The following is a 15849-nucleotide window of genomic DNA, read 5'->3' on the forward strand; positions in this document are numbered from 1 at the left end:
TATCAGGCCATGATTTCGGGTGTGAGAGCCGTGAAATGTATCACAGTTGACTCACGCCTTTTAATATTCCGCCTGTTGCACTTAATATGTTAACTCAGCATGAATTATATGATATATATGAAAATTTTATTAAAGGGAGCTTAACAAAAAAGCGAACAATTGGGAGGCTATATAGAATATCAATATCTAATATTTCTACATCCAACGGCATAGGTACAATAATATTTACTAGATCTAATGATCAGTGGTTTACTAATTAAGAATTTGAATGAGTTAGTACAAGATGGCTAGGGCGTGTTAACGTTTTGTGAGTGGAATTTGAACAGCATGATGATCTGGTATCATTGTCTTCGCGAAAAAACGATTACCCCAGTCCATCATGCCAAGAACCATGTTATCAAAATCCTTATGGAATAAGCTAGCTGTATTGATGCAACAACGTGGATGTATTTACCACAAAGAAGAGCACTACCTGACTTTCGAAGGGATCCTTTATCGCATGAGAACGGGATGTCCATGGCGGGATTTACCTGATGAATTTGGAAATGTAATACCCTCTTTAAGCGTTTTAATGAATGGTCAAAGAAAGGTGTTTTTGATTTATTATTCAAATTATTATCTGAAAATACGGATACCGAGTGGTTATTTATTGATGGCAGTATTGTCCGTGCGCATCAACATAGCTCAGGCGCAGCGTCAACGGAAGATGAAGCCATCGGTAAGAGTCGGGGCGGACGTTCGACTAAAATTCATTTAGCCGTAGACAGTTACGGCTTGCCTGTCCATTTTGAGCTGTCAGGCGGTCAAACGCATGATCTTGTCCATGCAGAAAGTTTGGTCGCCCATTCACCGGCATCAGATTTTGTGATTGCAGATAAAGGTTACGATAGCGGTGCGTTCAGAAGTTTTGTTGAAAAACACGGGGCGAAAACGGTTATTCCTTATCGAAAAAATAGCCGAAAATCGGATAAGAAAATTGATAACGGCTTATACCGTTATCGGCATTTAGTCGAAAATGCGTTCGCCAGAGTGAAACACTTTCGTGCAATAGCAACAAGATACGATAAGTTTGAACGGAATTACGCCAGTATGTTGGCACTGGCGTTTGTCATTATATGGCTACCGATGTGGATTGAGTAAATGATAAACAATAAACGTCAACACACCCTAACTAATTTATTTGTTTTTCTTTATTTCCTCAATGTTTTTTTTCTTATGTAATTATTTATTGGTGATTCCAATTTTTTATGCATGATAATAGATAATAAAACACAAATAGCATAACAGAAAATAGATGTTAAGAATTGACTGTATATGTTTTTAACACTAAATAATTTTAACAATTTATCTAAAGCTTGTATTATGTATGCGTGAGTCAAATATAATGAGTAGCTAGATGAACCAAGCAGCAAAAGCCAATTATTGAATTTAATATTCTTGAATGCCATTAACAATATCAGCATAATAATGAATGAAGATATTCCATAAAAATACCCTCTTGATGTAGCAAGCTCGTAGTTTAATATGATAGGTGTTATTAGTATCATTATATATATAGTGCAGTGCAATAATCTTCTTGATGTCACTATTTCAAATAACATCATTCCCATGATGAACTCAAGTATTATCGAGTCACCATATACTCTATATATAAACCCGTCTAAGTTGTTGCATAAAATGAATGTTGATAAAACAAAAACAGATGCTATTAATCCTCTAAGCTTTGAATTTAAATTTAATGCTATAAAAAATAAAAAATAAAAAATAAAAAATAAAAAAACATTTCATAATTTAATGTCCATCCAACGAACAATATTGGGAAGTGTCCTATTCCGTTTTTATCAAATGGAATAAAAAGAATAGATTTGAATAGATTGATAAAATCGGGTGTTGTGTTATTTAATAATTTAGGTGCTATCAATGCTATCATAAAAACACCTAAAGTAAATAGCCAGTAAATAGGAGCAACACGAATAATTCTTTTTATGAAGAAATTTTCTCCAGAGTTTTTAGTTGATGCCATCATAACGAAGCCACTAATAATGAAAAACACATCGACACCCCAATGCCCTATCTCTATTGTTGGTATATGCACACAAACAACAGCCGATGCGGCAATAAATCTCATAATCTCTATTATTTCATACTTTTGTTTATCCATTTAATAATTCCGTCATTACTATTTATTTTTCTAGGAGAGTTTGATTTCTAGCGAACATGAACATCTAGTTACGCAAGTTATTACGTGAAACAATTAATCATAACAGTATGTCTATATGGAATATACAACATTCATGAAAATTATCCTACCTCTATTAATGTAATCAGCAAACAGGACTAATGCATGGATACTTATATAATGAACTAAATGATTATGAATAGTATGTAAAAGATGAATAAAAATTCGGAATTGCATATGAAATAAACTATTATTGTTCGATATAGGTACATAGGAGATTAAAAAGCGTTCGTGCGTTAGCCCTGAATTAGCAAACCATTGCGTCATAGTGACCGTAGCTTATTTTCCCATTGCTCTATTATTTCACGTTTTTCTTTCAGATAACTATAACGGTCATAGTATCTTGATGATATATCGAGTCTTTTGTGGTTTTGTACCCGATTTCTCATTTCAGAACTGAACTGCTCTGCACCGATATCGCATGGCCTGAACAGCCACAGTAAAGGCGGACTATTTTTCTTTTTTGAAAGTCACTTGTATGGATTTTTATACAAGACGCATTAATTAAAATAATCACAAATATTTATTAATATATTCGGACTGTTTAGCAATGGACGGGAAACACATCCTTTGGGATTGATCCCCTTGATATTTTGAACGAGAAGGAAACACGATGTCTGAATTGATTAAATCTGAAAATACATATCATCTGACTGATGACAATGCCCGTCAGGTGGGTGCTTTGGGATGGGCGCTGAGGCAGTTGAGAAAAGGTAATAAAGTCCGCCGCAGTGATTGGGATGACGCAGAACAGTTGCGTTTTGTTCCCCGTAAACCTGACGCAGAGGGGCAGGGCGATTATCTGGCGCATCTGGATAAGCACAATAAACAGGGGAATTGGGCACCGTGGCAGCCGACACAGGAAGATTTGATGGCCGAAGACTGGGAACAAGTGAAAGAGGCCGTCAAACCAGAACCCGAAACCGGTGATAATACGCTGATGTTTGACTTAACGACGGGTATGTTCACGGTACGCGGTATGCAGCAATTTCCTCATTTTTATGGATATACAGATACGATGATGGGGTATCCGACTATCCCAGTGACGTTGGGGACGTTGTCTATTACGCAAAATACCACCGTAATTGACAAGATAATGAATATTATGTGGGAAGAGCCTAAAGATACCCAATCGACGCTGGCTTTGTATTGGTATGTACAAGGAGCATCGTCTGTGGTGAGCGAATTATTTAAAAAGGCCCTGCAGATTACGGTGGAAGGAGTCACGTATAACTTGGGTGTCCCTGAAGTCAGCTCAAGTAAACCAGATGACTATCGTTTCAAATATGTTTATAACGTGAATTCTGAACTGAGAACAGAAGCTCAAAAATTCAGTGCGCTGTTTAAACAGGTTGATCAAACTAAACGTTATTCCTGCTCTTGGAATTAACGGCACTCTACCTTAAACTCTACCTTAAGGTTGCGCTCAGGCGCAGCCTCTTCACTGCATCGAACAAGGTGATTACGCCACGTCTTAACAGCTAATAATATTGCTTCCTAATTCATCCGCAGGGATCTCTCTTATCTGTTTGGTGTTCTTCCCTTTGTGCCAGCCCCACACAACCGTAATCCTCTGCATTTTATTGTAAAGTCGACCACTATAACGGCATCACCTTAACCGGAGTTTTTCCTGGATGAGCAGAGCTGTCACACCGATGATGAACCCGCAGGCACGCGCTTAGACGCCCGTATCCAGATGCCGGAAGATTCGGTGTGGAATGTGAGGCAGGGGGAGACTGGTGAGTTGGGGTCGTGATAAATATAAACCCGCAAAAGTTGCGGGTTAAATGGTCAACTCAGATTTAAGCGGCTCTGACTATGTAATTGAATGCAATATTGCGGGGGCGGGTTTCGTCACCGCTTGTATTGTTAGCAATCGAGGCCTTAGTCGCAGTTCCTATCACATCTCTACCGATTGGGAATTTTAGGTTATCCAAGTGGCCTTGGTATATGCTTAGGTAATCAATACCGTTACCTTCTGCAAGCTGTATTTTTTTTGTATTGTCAGCTTGCCATGATAAAACTTCTCGAGGATCGTCGACTCCACGCTCATCATCCCATCCTCGAATAAACTCGCCTCTCAAATCGGGTAATTTACCGGATGGATAGGCAAGGGCAAGTTTTGGATATTTCTCTGTATCAAATGTTTCACCATTGCATTTAAGCCAGCCATCTGGTGGGATTTCTGATGGCCACGGAATAGGAACGCCAACGGGTAACATTGTATAACCAATGTCTTCCCATGATTGCTGTGCTGATACTTCAGGCTTTTTATCTTGAATACTCATACTTATTCCCTCATCTAATCAACAATACAGATTGCTAAGTAACATGAAGGCGGTGGGTGACTGCTCCGCCTGTGAACATCAATAAAATGGGTTCATCAATACTGGAGAGTGCGTCTTGACTACGTTCAGTAGGTGAGTTGCATGTTTTGATGGCAGGATGACATAAAATAACAAACAGGGAATTAATAATATTTATCTGACGACTGATAAAACTTGGTGCAATAAAAATGAGATCCCTGCCTTTTAACTTACTGACATTTCATCGATCTAATCAGCAAGCTATTGCATCATCTCACACCGTTTATCCAGGGAAGAAATTATCGAGTGCAGAGGACGATGTTGGGAGTAGTAGGGAAATAAGCGAGGAAGTAACTATAAATCCCTCTAATTGGTACCAAACAGAAATCACCGAAAAAAACAGCAAGAAAAAAGGCGCCTCACACATCTTTGGGCAACAACAAAACCCATCCCAAAGTTAGCGCGCTTTTGTCATTTTTCGTCGGCCATTTTACCAGAATATTACCATCATTTTACCAATGGCAAATCCAAGGCATAAAAAAACCAACCCTAACAGGTTGGTTTTTCTGGGGAAATTTGGTCGGCATGATAGGATTTGAACCTACGACCCCCGACACCCCATGACGGTGCGCTACCAAGCTGCGCTACATGCCGATGACTTTTCCTATAGTACCGTTTTTTATTTTCAAAGCAACCCCCTAATTTAGCGAGTGATTGATTTTTAAACGATTAGTTTGCTAAAAAACGTTTCACTTCAGTGAGTACCTGTAATAATTGTGCAAGATTTGGTTTGGCATCTTGAATTTCATGACCATTTAAATCATATAGATGATATTCCCCATCTCTGGACAGGTAGATGGTATTTTTAGCTGTCGTAATAATCAATGAACCATTATCACCAGTAATCAGCCACGGGTTTTCTCTCTGGGCGTTAAAGAGGTCTTCGCCTTGTGAGTAATCTTCTGGAGAATTACTGACGTGAAGTAAACGTTGCATAAGGGTTGTCATGACATCCTGATGGCTGGTCAGTTTGTCAATAACTTGTGCCGGTGTGCCCGGCCAGTGAATGATCAGAGGAACGTGAAGCTGTTCGCGGTTGAATTTGTCATCAGTAAACCATTCTGAGGAACGGTTTGGTGTCTCTTTATTCTGCTTGGCTGTAATCACAACGATGGTTTTATCCAGAATGCCTTTATTTTTCAACACCTCTAAAACGTTGTTGATTTCGGTATCCAGCTCTTTCTTGTTAAATTGACCTGATGTATGACTAAAACCATTAATATCCAAAAATGAGAACCATGGTGTGGAGCCGCTGCGTAAATCCAACCATTGACGCCATTGTGTCACGGTTAAGCTATCGTCTTGTTTGCTGGCATTTGGCAGTGAGTAATCGGTCAATATCGCTTGACGATAAAGTGGGGCTTGGAATCCATCGGAAGAGAAGAGGCCAAATCGATATCCTTGATGTGTCAGCGCATCAACAAGTACGGATGATTTTCTGGCACTAAGGATCCCATCCAGATAACCCGATGATATGCCATAGAATAAACCAAACAATGCCGTGTCGTCCTGAATCCCTGTACTGAAATGTTGACTGAACTGGATATTGTTTTTCGCAAATTGTTCCAGTGCGGGCATACCATTGGTAATGTCTTGATTATCCAGCCCATCCACCACAAGCAGCAGTAGATTGTAACCGCGTCCGGTATCCAGATAGGATAATTTATTCAGTGGGTAATTGACGCTCAAGGCCGCAGGATTCCCTTGCTGGTCAATGCGACGTTGGTATTCTTGCTGATCCAGTAAGCCATGCTTTTCAAGGAACTTACGGGCCGTCATGGGATAAGAAAGCGGTAAATTTGAGCGTTGCATGGTAATCGGGCGATAGAAATTGGCATCTGCCCAGATATACATGAGATGGGAGGCAACAAAAGCAGTGATGAAGACCGCTGCCAGTGGTTTACCAAACCGCTGACGATTCAGGCTACGTAACTTTTGCCAGCTCCATGTACCGAAAAGCATCTGTATCAAGAATATGACGGGGATACAGATGAACATCAGTTGCCATTCTCTTGCTAATTCGCCTTGCTCTGGGTTGGTGACGAGATCCCAGACTAATGGTGTTAAGTGCAGGTGAAAGCGAACATAGATGGAGGAATCGAATATCAGTAGCGTCAAGCCAGCCGTCGCCAGTGCGGCTGAAAGAAACCTCAGTAACCGCTGAGACATGACGATAAAGGTCAGCGGGAACAAAATAAGTAAATAGATGGCAAAGATAATGAAGCTGAAATGACCGAGCCAACTGACCAGCGCGTAGATGCGACCAAACAGTGAACCCGGCCAGTCAGATGCAAATAAATAGCGACTGCCCAGCACAAGACTGAATATGATGTTGAACAGAGCGAACCAGTGTCCCCAACTGATCATCTGAGAAACTTTTTCGCGGTAATGCTGACGGCTAGTCACCATATTTTCTTTACATTAAGGTGTTAATTAAAGTTAATGCGCTTTATCTTCATTGATTGAAGACTGTAATGCGCGTGCAAACGAGTCTGCGATATGTCTGCGTTGTGCAGGGGCAATGCTCGTATTGATTAAATTCGTTACCATGTTGCCCAATACCATCAGGGTGAGGTCAGTTGGTGCATGGCTTTTCTCGAAAACATTTACTAATTCAGTTAATAAATGTTCAACTTTTTCATCGCTATAGCGAGACGACTGTGGCATAAATCAAATATCCTGAATGTACAAAGCCCCATATCTTACCGTATAGAAGGGCAATTTTCTGCCTTTTTATGACAAATTAATTCTTTACTGCGGGTGTTGCGGTCATTTTCCTGTTTGCTGCATCATTTTACTCTTTGATATGTTGAACATTAAGAATTAAATTGTGAACACTTTTCCATCATTGGGTTTTTTGGTTGCAGCAGAGAGATAACGATGTTTGAATACGCCGCTAGCCGCAAGGCACCATAGGTGGGCAAAGCTGCAAAAGGAGTATAAATAATGAGTCTGGACATTACCCAGATCGCGTTACATCGGTTGATTAAGCGTGATGAACAAACGTTGGAAGTGATTTTGCGTGATTCTCTGCTGGATACGAATCAAGTGGTTGATGAGATGATGGCTGAATTGCATCGTGTATATAGCGCAAAAAGCAAAGCCTATGGTTTGTTCAATGAAGAGAGTGAATTGGCGGAGTCTCTCCGGCATCTGCGTAAAGGTAATGAAAATTTTCTCGGATTTAGTCGGGCTGCAACCGTTCGCCTGAAAGATGAGTTGGCAAAATATCCGTTTGCGGAAGGGGGCACGGTTCTGTTTTGCCAATATCGCTACCTTGCCGTGGAATATTTGCTGATTGCCGTTCTGAATAGCTGTAACAGCATGTCCGTCAATGATGAGCTGGATGTGAACACGACGCAGTATCTTGATATTCCTCACGCAGATATTGTTGCCAGAATTGACCTGACTGAATGGGAAACCAATCCTGAGTCCAGTCGTTATCTGACTTTCTTGAAAGGTCGGGTAGGGCGCAAGGTTTCTGACTTTTTTATGGATTTTCTGGCTGCCAGTGAAGGCATGAATGCGAAAGTACAGAATAAGGGATTATTGCAGGCGGTGGACGATTATTGTGAATCGGCCCAACTGGATAAAAATGAACGTCAAGCCTATCGTCAGCAAGTTTATGGTTACTGTAATGAACAGTTACAGGCTGGCGAGGAGATTAAGCTACAAGATTTATCCCAAGAGTTACCGCCCTTGGGTGAGCAAAATTTTCAGCAGTTCTCGCAAGAACAAGGATATGAGCTGGAAGAAAGTTTTCCGGCTGATCGTGGGACGTTGCGCCAATTGACAAAATTTGCCGGCAGTGGCGGAGGATTGACCATCAATTTTGATGCCATGTTGATGGGAGAGCGGATTTTTTGGGACCCGGTGACGGATACCTTGACGATTAAAGGTACACCACCAAATTTACGCGACCAATTGCAACGTCGCGGTAATGGTAATCGCTAAAAATAAATAACGCCGCAATTGCGGCGTTATTTACTCGGCGTCCCGATAAAAGCTCGACTGTGGCTAATTAAGCACGCAGGAAATCGATGTGCGTCAGTTTAGGTTTAAACGGATGACGCTGTACTGCCTGCACTTTAACTTGGGTTTCTTTACCATCAACAACCAGAGTCATAACTTCGTAGAATTCTGGTTTGCTTTCGTGGTTGATAACTGCATCATGATCCAGTTCGATAGAAACTGGCTCTTGGTTACCACCATAGATGATTGCTGGAAACTTGTTAGCTCTACGCAGGCGGCGGCTCGCACCCTTGCCCTGCTCTTTACGTACTTCTGCATTAATAGTTAACATTATTTTTTCTCTGAAAAAGAAGAAAATAAATCCTGCTACAGGCGACCCAGCAGCAGGTTCGATACTTGTCTTAACATGACATATTATGTTAAGCGGGCGGCATTCTAACGAAAAACCCTTATGACAGCAACCATTATGACAGCAAATAGAAATACACTCTCTGACGGGGTAGGGACAGATTATTTGGCCGACTCAGTACAAATCATCAGCTCGTCTAAACCGCCCCTGGTAATCAAAAATTTTTTCCCGAATTTGCCAAAATTGCCCCTTTTTGCGTGCGACAACAAAATCAGGATGACGTAATAAAGGAAGCTGATGAGCAACGTCTGCTGCTGTTTTCCACTGAAAGGAAACCCCCGGTGCGCGCTGATGTTGGCGAAGGAATTGGAGTTCAAAGACTTTTTTCTGCGCCGGGGTGGATAAGCGGAACAACTCCGATACATCGGCTCCATCTTCATCATAATAGGTGATTTTCAGCCATTCTCCTTTGTTGTCATGACCGGGAATTAATTGCATTCCACCACAACGCAGTACCAAAGCGTCTTTAAGTTTCAGGGCTGCTTTCAGCATATCATCGGGATCGACCAGTATCTCTTCACACCGGTTGCAGCGGCGGGCGGCAATATCATTTTCTGCTCCACAATGGGGGCACGATTTAAAACGAAAACGGAAATCACATTGCTGTCGTTTTCCGTTTTCATCTTCTTCCCAGCCTTGGCAGCGCCTGCCAAAATGTTCGATGAGTTCTCCATCTGCTGTGCAGATTCCCCAAAACGTATTGGCAAATTGGCAGATGGGACAAAATACCTGCACGGGCTGGCTTTGTGAATGAGGTTTTTTTTTGCCGATTTCAGGCGTGTAAAGATCGTGGGGGTTGCCGGCATAATCCAGGATCAGGCAATCTTTTTTATCCGGAAATAAACGTAATCCCCGCCCGACAATTTGCTGATAGAGGCTAACGGACTCCGTTGGCCGCAATATGGCAATTAAATCGACATGTGGCGCATCGAATCCTGTTGTCAGTACGGCAACGTTGACCATATAGCGGAGCTGTTGTTCCTTGAAAGCCGTGATCAAGAGATCTCGCTCGGCTGTAGGGGTCTCCGCGCTGACTAACGCCGCTTGTCCGGTAGGTAACTGTTGAAAAATTTCTTTGGCGTGTTCAACCGTGGCCGCGAAAATCATCACACCTTTTCGGTTTTGGGCATAATCAATAATCTGTTTAACAATATGGGGAGTGATGCGTTTTTGGCGCTTGATTTCCCGATTTAGCTCAGATTCATTGAATATTCCTTGCTGACTGGTGCGCACTTGACTGAAGTCATACTGTATTATTGGCATGTCCAGTCTTTCTGGAGAAACCAGAAAGTGGTGTTTAATCATATAACGTAACGGAAGCTCATAAATGCAGTCGCGAAAAAAACTGCTTTCATCACCGCGTATCATGCCGTGATAATGGTATTGGTATATCCAGCCATAACCCAGGCGATAAGGTGTTGCGGTTAATCCCAGAATGCGTATTTGAGGATTGTTTCTCTGAAGCTGCTGGATAATTTGTTGGTATTGGCTGTTTTCGTTATCACTGATGCGATGGCATTCATCAATAATTAGCAGTGAAAAATGATGGTCAAAACGTTCCAGATTACGGGCTATGGACTGGATACTACCAAAAACCACTTTTCCTTCACTTTTTTTCTGATTTAATCCGGCAGAAAAAATATCTGCGTTTAATCCATAAGCACAATATTTGCCATGGTTCTGTGCAACGAGTTCTTTGACATGTGCCAACACTAAAACGCGGCCGTGAGCCCGCTTTGCCAATTCAGCAATGACGAGACTTTTACCTGCCCCTGTTGGTAAGACAATCACAGCAGGTTCTCTGTGTTGACGAAAATAGCGAATGGTAGCATCTACCGCTTCTTGTTGATAAGGGCGTAAAGTAAAAGCCATTTTTATGTTACTGTCACCGGTATCAGGTAAAAGGGAATTGATGTAGAGGATAACATTTTTCATTTAGCCTTGCTGTTGAGAAAATACTCGCCATTCTTTCTTTTTCTAGAATTAGACGGGCTATAACGCGTGATTTATTACTGTTATAGTTATTTTAGTGATGATTACTCAAAGAATGATCTGTTTAATCTAGCAGCCCAATAGTGACCTTGAAGTTGTTTGCAATATCAAAGGTGTGTTCAGTGTGTTTATTTTTTTTATCAGGGACATTTATTCATGCGATTGGATAAGTTTTTATCTCAACAATTAGGCATTAGCCGCAGTGATGTGGGGCGTGAGTTACGGGCAGGGCTAGTGACTGTCGATGGTGAAGTCATCAAAACAGGAGCCTATAAATTGAAGCTCGATCAGCAAGTTGCTTATGATGGAACGATATTGCAACAATTGAGTGGCTCACGCTATTTTATGCTGAATAAACCACAGGGATATGTGTGTTCGACAGATGATCCATCAAATCCGACGATTTTATATTTTATCGATGAGCCTGTTGCCCATAAATTACATTCGGCAGGGCGATTGGATATTGATACTACCGGATTGGTTTTGCTGACGGATGATGGGCAATGGTCGCATCGTATTACATCCCCCAAGCATCATTGCGAAAAAACCTACCTTGTTACATTGGAACACCCGATATCGGGAGATACTGAGCAACAATTTCTAGCCGGAGTGCAGTTAAATGGTGAAAAAACACTGACAAAACCCGCAAAGCTAGAAGTGGTCGAACCCCAGATTGTACGACTGACCATCAGTGAAGGGCGCTATCATCAAGTCAAACGGATGTTTGCCGCAGTGGGAAACCGTGTTGTTGAACTTCATCGGGAAAGAATCGGTGAAATTTATCTCGATCCTGAATTGGCCCCGGGAGAGTATCGAGCGCTGACTGACAGCGAGATCAACAGCCTCCAAATTCCAACGCTTTAATTTTTTATCCTTCAATTGATTCAGGAGTAACTGCGTGCAACAACAGCGAGTGTCTTATTTGGGATTAGTCATGATCCTTGGCTTGCTTTCTATGTTAATGCCATTGGCAATTGATATGTATTTGCCGAGTATGCCAACGATCGCTGAGAATTTTGGTGTCAGTGATGGTTTGGTGCAGATGACGCAGAATAGCTATATTCTGGGTTTTGCCATTGGTCAAATTATTTATGGGCCAATGGCAGACAGTTTGGGGCGTAAGCCTGTCATTTTAGGCGGTGTCATTGTTTTTGCTATATCTTCGGCTGCGTGTGCTTTGGCCCAAGATATTCATTCCTTCATCTCTATGCGTTTCCTGCATGGTTTTTCTGCCGCCGCAGCCAGTGTTGTTATCAGCGCTCTGATGCGTGATATGTTCACGAAAGATGAATTTTCCCGCAGTATGTCTTTTGTCACATTAGTGATGGTCATCGCGCCTTTATTGGCTCCCATGTTGGGTGGGATGATGATGATATGGTTTAACTGGCATGCTATTTTCTGGACAATTGCTATCGCAGCGGTAATCGCTGCGGCTCTGGTCGCTTTCTTTATCAGTGAAACATTGCCGAAAGAAAAAAGGCAGCGCTTTAATTTAAAAACCACTCTGAAGCAGTTTATTATGCTGTTCCGGCAGCGTCAGGTATTGTGTTATATCTTGGCCAGCGGTTTTTCCTTCTCTGGCATGTTCTCCTTCCTCAGTGTTGGGCCGTTTGTTTACATTAAATTAAATGGCGTGTCTGAACAGAATTTTGGCTACTATTTTGGTCTGAATATAATTTTTCTGTTCATAATGACCATCATTAATAGCCAATGTGTTCGTAGATACGGCGCATTGAAAATGTTGCATATCGGACTGTTGGTCCAGTTTATCATGGGGCTGTGGCTGCTGTTTTGTACCATGTTTGATCTGGGGTTTATTTCTTTAGTCATGGGTGTTGCTATTTATATCAGTGGTATTTCTATGATTACATCTAACACGATGGCTGTTGTGTTGGACGATTACCCTCATATGGCCGGAACAGTCTCTTCACTGGCGGGAACTATCCGTTTTAGTATCGCCGCATTGGTGGGCGTTATCCTGTCTCTACTACCGGGGAAAAGTGCCTGGCCGATGGTGGGTTCCATGGCGTTATGCTCGGCATTGGCGATGTTACTTATTCTCCATGTCCGCAAAGCACAAAAATAACACGTTGAAAGGCTGTCTCTTTGTATGAGATGGCCTTTTGTTGTCACGTCTGTTCACTCCCCCTTTATTTTTACTCTTGATATAAGAAAAATACAGGTTTGCTTAAGGTTTTTTCCTATGTGATAAGCGCTAACTTTGCATTTTCCTTCCTAAAATTCCTTAAATGCGGAAAGACGCTATTTTTTGGGTTAATAGACAGGAAATACCGAGTGATTATCAAATAAATGTAGAAATTTATTAAATTGGTTATATTTGAGAGTGTGGATGTGTTGTTTTTTTGTTAACTTTTCATGATTGGTTACATTACTATAAGTGATAATGGATCTCCTATTGATTAACTTATTGTAAAATAAATAAATTAATCTTGTTTTTGTGTAAGGTAAAGTTTGGAAAAAGCTAATATGTAAAAAAATTTTGAATGAAAAGTTGCCATCTTGCATGAAAATTAGTTGAATTATTTACCTAAACAGTATAAATATATACAAAATGCGAGTTCGATCGCACTTTTCCAAGATTAAGAGCGAAGGAAGTGCGGTAAAGTGGTTTTCATTTTAACTTTTTTTTTACTTTTTTGTTTGGTGGTTATTCGGTTTTGACGAGTCGATCACCGACAGTGGGTGGTTAGATGTATTAATGTTGTTTCTGATAGGAATGATACGTGAATAATATCCAACTTTCGGTAGTACACAGACTGCCGCAAAGTTATCGGTGGTCATCTGGGTTTGTTGGTACAAAAGTTGAAATTTTACCAGCAGAAGAAACAGATAAAGAAAATAGCCTGATGGGGCTGAAATTGTTAAGCCATGAAGGTGAAAAAGCCCGGGAGATTTTGCAGACCATCAATCAGTCTATTGCTGATATGCAGATACTAAGTGCGGTGATTGAGTGGGAAGGGGAACCCTGTTTGTTTTTTGCCAAGGAAGATGAAAGTGCGGTGATATGTCGTTTGAAAACATTAGGTGCTGCAATTGCAGAAAACATAACTGCGTTTTACCCGTTATAATTTTTACTCATTGATAAAAAACGCTTCCTAAATGGAAGCGTTTTTTAATGCCTGCAAGGGAATTTTTTTTGAGTAATGGGCGTTATACTCGATTTTAGGCGTTGGTCATTGCAACTTTCGTCTCATCTGAGAGCACCCGCCTTGCCCCATAGTACCGTTTACTCCAATAGTTATCGGTCAGTTTGGAAACCATAACCCCACTGCTGGTTGAAGCATGCACAAATTGGTTATTACCGATGTAAATACCAACGTGGCGCATATAACGGCCAGTCTTGAATAGTACCAAGTCCCCAGCACGTAATTTCGAGCGGCTAACGGTTTGACCTAGATACTGTTGTTCTGATGTTGAGCGTGGTAATTCCATGCCAAACTGGTCGTGAAAAGTACGCTGTACAAAAGCAGAACAATCAATCCCGCGTTTTGTGTTCCCTCCCAACCGATAGGCAACACCTTTCCAATCCGCATATTGGTTAAGTAGCTTGGATTTTATATCTAGATTATTAACTAAGGTTTCAAATTCATCCTGAGATGGTTGCAGTAAAAAATGCTTTTGGGTGTTTACTGCATGCGTCTCAGTTTGTTTATTACGCAGCCTGGAATCTGGTGAACTACATGCGGTCAGTGCCACTGCCGCTAGAATCGCGGGTATCAGCCGCAATACGTATCTCAGTATTGGTTGAGATTTGACCATTATAGTGATTTTCCCTTGCAGCCCTTAAATACGATTTATTGTCATCAAAAAACACTGAACTTTTTAAAGCCTAGTCAGAATATGATGAATTAACAAATTTTCTGTCCCTAAAGTGTGTGAAGCAACACATTTTATTAGCTTCTTTACAAAACGTATTATTTTAATAAACAGGACACCGGGAAGATTACTTAAATCATTAGTAAAAAGCGAGAGACGAAAAGGGTTCTTTACAAAAAATTAGATTAGGAACTAAGAGGTTAGAATGGTTTGTTGCGACTTTATACAGGTTTGGTAAATATTTTGTGATATTGAGGAGATAGCAGCGATCTCCTCAACAGCCTGACCTTAATTGGCTCGTCTGATATGTGGCAATTTCTTATCTAGCCATTTTGCCATGATATCACTTAATGGAGTCAGTAATATCCAACTCATGCCGATCAGTACCAGAGACAGGGAGCCTACGGCAATATCTGTAAACCAGTGAGCACCGGCCATAATGCGAGGAAGGGCGAAAGTGATCATAATCAGTAGCGCAATAAAGAATGCGCTGCGGGAGACATAACGCAGTATGAAGCTACTGAAAATCAACAACATTAAACCATGATCGCCAGGAAAACTGTCTTTGGATGCATCCTTGGTATGCCAACTCGTCATGCTGTCTATACGGTTAACGTTTTCAAATGTCAGTGTCGGGCTAGGGCGGGTGACAGGGAGCTGGTGACCTATTTGATTAATGATGACGGCAGAAATGAGCATGACGAAACCCATCATGAAAAGCCGGCGTTTGCCTGCATAATCCTGTTTACGAAATGCGCTGTAATAAAGCAGCCCCATGCATAGTAGTGATATCACATCAAATGCCCTGACATTGGCGATGGCGACAAATAGGGTAAATTTTGAATCTGGCAGCAGTTTCTCATTAAAAAAATAAAAAATAGAGGAATCGATGTGAAACCAAAAGCCATGGTTCTCTGGTAAGTACCATGAGAGAAACAGGGCGATACCAAGGATATTGAGTATAAGTATAGCGAGTGGGTGACTGCGGGTCATGGTGTACCTATCTAACACGTAAAATGGATTTTGGTAGACAA

Annotated in this window: 14 protein-coding genes and 1 tRNA gene; 6 read left to right on the plus strand and 9 right to left on the minus strand. The window is 41.3% G+C overall.

From position 1 onward, the window contains the following. The first annotated feature begins 379 nt into the window (after positions 1–379). Positions 380–1140 (plus strand): IS5 family transposase gene (locus Xbed_RS10490; RefSeq protein ID WP_139837480.1). Its coding sequence is split into 2 segments (ribosomal slippage): positions 380–548 and positions 548–1140, totalling 762 coding nucleotides; the frame shifts between segments, so codons are not numbered across the junction. A gap of 601 nt (positions 1141–1741) precedes the next feature. On the opposite strand, the gene Xbed_RS10500 is transcribed toward Xbed_RS10490, so the two are convergent. Further along, a complete protein-coding gene (locus tag Xbed_RS10500) occupies positions 1742–2161 on the minus strand; it encodes an acyltransferase family protein (RefSeq protein ID WP_086112880.1) in 420 nt (139 codons plus the stop codon). Between the two features lie 691 nt (positions 2162–2852). On the opposite strand from Xbed_RS10500, the gene Xbed_RS10510 reads away from it, so the two are divergent. Continuing rightward, the gene (locus Xbed_RS10510; protein WP_086112882.1) at positions 2853–3629 is read left to right on the plus strand and encodes a DUF2829 domain-containing protein; all 777 of its coding nucleotides are present in this window, start codon (positions 2853–2855) and stop codon (positions 3627–3629) included. A 412-nt stretch (positions 3630–4041) separates the two neighbouring features. On the opposite strand, the gene Xbed_RS10515 is transcribed toward Xbed_RS10510, so the two are convergent. From Xbed_RS10515 to Xbed_RS10535, 4 genes are all read right to left on the minus strand, one after another. Further along, entirely contained in the window at positions 4042–4527 is a 486-nt protein-coding gene (locus Xbed_RS10515) for a phage tail protein (RefSeq protein WP_086112883.1), read from the minus strand. A 595-nt stretch (positions 4528–5122) separates the two neighbouring features. Further along, positions 5123–5199, minus strand: a tRNA-Pro gene (locus tag Xbed_RS10525). Positions 5200–5274: 75 nt separating this feature from the next. After that, entirely contained in the window at positions 5275–7014 is a 1740-nt protein-coding gene (gene yejM / locus Xbed_RS10530; RefSeq protein WP_086112885.1) for an LPS biosynthesis-modulating metalloenzyme YejM, read from the minus strand. A gap of 30 nt (positions 7015–7044) precedes the next feature. Further along, positions 7045–7272, minus strand: coding sequence for a YejL family protein (locus Xbed_RS10535; protein WP_086112886.1), 228 nt, complete (start codon positions 7270–7272; stop codon positions 7045–7047). Between the two features lie 279 nt (positions 7273–7551). On the opposite strand from Xbed_RS10535, the gene yejK reads away from it, so the two are divergent. Beyond that, entirely contained in the window at positions 7552–8559 is a 1008-nt protein-coding gene (gene yejK, locus Xbed_RS10540) for a nucleoid-associated protein YejK (protein WP_086112887.1), read from the plus strand. A 67-nt stretch (positions 8560–8626) separates the two neighbouring features. Here yejK and rplY read toward each other — a convergent pair whose 3' ends face one another. Both rplY and radD read right to left on the minus strand, forming a co-directional pair. Next, positions 8627–8908, minus strand: a complete 282-nt coding sequence (gene rplY, locus Xbed_RS10545) for a 50S ribosomal protein L25 (protein WP_086112888.1) — start codon at positions 8906–8908, stop codon at positions 8627–8629. A gap of 192 nt (positions 8909–9100) precedes the next feature. Then, the gene (radD, locus tag Xbed_RS10550) at positions 9101–10858 is read right to left on the minus strand and encodes a DNA repair helicase RadD (protein ID WP_086112965.1); all 1758 of its coding nucleotides are present in this window, start codon (positions 10856–10858) and stop codon (positions 9101–9103) included. Between the two features lie 276 nt (positions 10859–11134). Between radD and rsuA the strand changes: the two genes are divergently transcribed. From rsuA to Xbed_RS10565, 3 genes are all read left to right on the plus strand, one after another. Beyond that, positions 11135–11842, plus strand: coding sequence for a 16S rRNA pseudouridine(516) synthase RsuA (gene rsuA, locus Xbed_RS10555; RefSeq protein WP_086112889.1), 708 nt, complete (start codon positions 11135–11137; stop codon positions 11840–11842). 34 nt (positions 11843–11876) lie between these two features. After that, entirely contained in the window at positions 11877–13064 is a 1188-nt protein-coding gene (locus Xbed_RS10560; RefSeq protein WP_086112890.1) for a Bcr/CflA family multidrug efflux MFS transporter, read from the plus strand. A 658-nt stretch (positions 13065–13722) separates the two neighbouring features. Next, positions 13723–14067: a YejG family protein gene (locus Xbed_RS10565; RefSeq protein WP_086112891.1), complete on the plus strand. Its 345-nt coding sequence runs from the start codon at positions 13723–13725 to the stop codon at positions 14065–14067. A 94-nt stretch (positions 14068–14161) separates the two neighbouring features. Here the strand turns inward: Xbed_RS10565 and mepS are convergent, their stop codons facing one another. Next, a complete protein-coding gene (gene mepS, locus Xbed_RS10570) occupies positions 14162–14758 on the minus strand; it encodes a bifunctional murein DD-endopeptidase/murein LD-carboxypeptidase (RefSeq protein WP_086112892.1) in 597 nt (198 codons plus the stop codon). 345 nt (positions 14759–15103) lie between these two features. Further along, positions 15104–15808, minus strand: a complete 705-nt coding sequence (locus Xbed_RS10575) for a phosphatase PAP2 family protein (RefSeq protein WP_086112893.1) — start codon at positions 15806–15808, stop codon at positions 15104–15106. Positions 15809–15849: the final 41 nt, after the last annotated feature.

This window comes from Xenorhabdus beddingii, assembly GCF_002127545.1.
Classification (GTDB): domain Bacteria; phylum Pseudomonadota; class Gammaproteobacteria; order Enterobacterales; family Enterobacteriaceae; genus Xenorhabdus; species Xenorhabdus beddingii.

Coding starts and splice junctions, on each gene's coding strand:
- rsuA (WP_086112889.1), top strand. CDS start 11,135: ATGCGATTGGATAAGTTTTTATCTCAACAATTAGGCATTAGCCGCAGT.
- radD (WP_086112965.1), bottom strand. CDS start 10,858: ATGGCTTTTACTTTACGCCCTTATCAACAAGAAGCGGTAGATGCTACC.
- Xbed_RS10500 (WP_086112880.1), bottom strand. CDS start 2,161: ATGGATAAACAAAAGTATGAAATAATAGAGATTATGAGATTTATTGCC.
- mepS (WP_086112892.1), bottom strand. CDS start 14,758: ATGGTCAAATCTCAACCAATACTGAGATACGTATTGCGGCTGATACCC.
- yejM (WP_086112885.1), bottom strand. CDS start 7,014: ATGGTGACTAGCCGTCAGCATTACCGCGAAAAAGTTTCTCAGATGATC.
- Xbed_RS10510 (WP_086112882.1), top strand. CDS start 2,853: ATGTCTGAATTGATTAAATCTGAAAATACATATCATCTGACTGATGAC.
- rplY (WP_086112888.1), bottom strand. CDS start 8,908: ATGTTAACTATTAATGCAGAAGTACGTAAAGAGCAGGGCAAGGGTGCG.
- yejK (WP_086112887.1), top strand. CDS start 7,552: ATGAGTCTGGACATTACCCAGATCGCGTTACATCGGTTGATTAAGCGT.
- Xbed_RS10535 (WP_086112886.1), bottom strand. CDS start 7,272: ATGCCACAGTCGTCTCGCTATAGCGATGAAAAAGTTGAACATTTATTA.
- Xbed_RS10515 (WP_086112883.1), bottom strand. CDS start 4,527: ATGAGTATTCAAGATAAAAAGCCTGAAGTATCAGCACAGCAATCATGG.
- Xbed_RS10575 (WP_086112893.1), bottom strand. CDS start 15,808: ATGACCCGCAGTCACCCACTCGCTATACTTATACTCAATATCCTTGGT.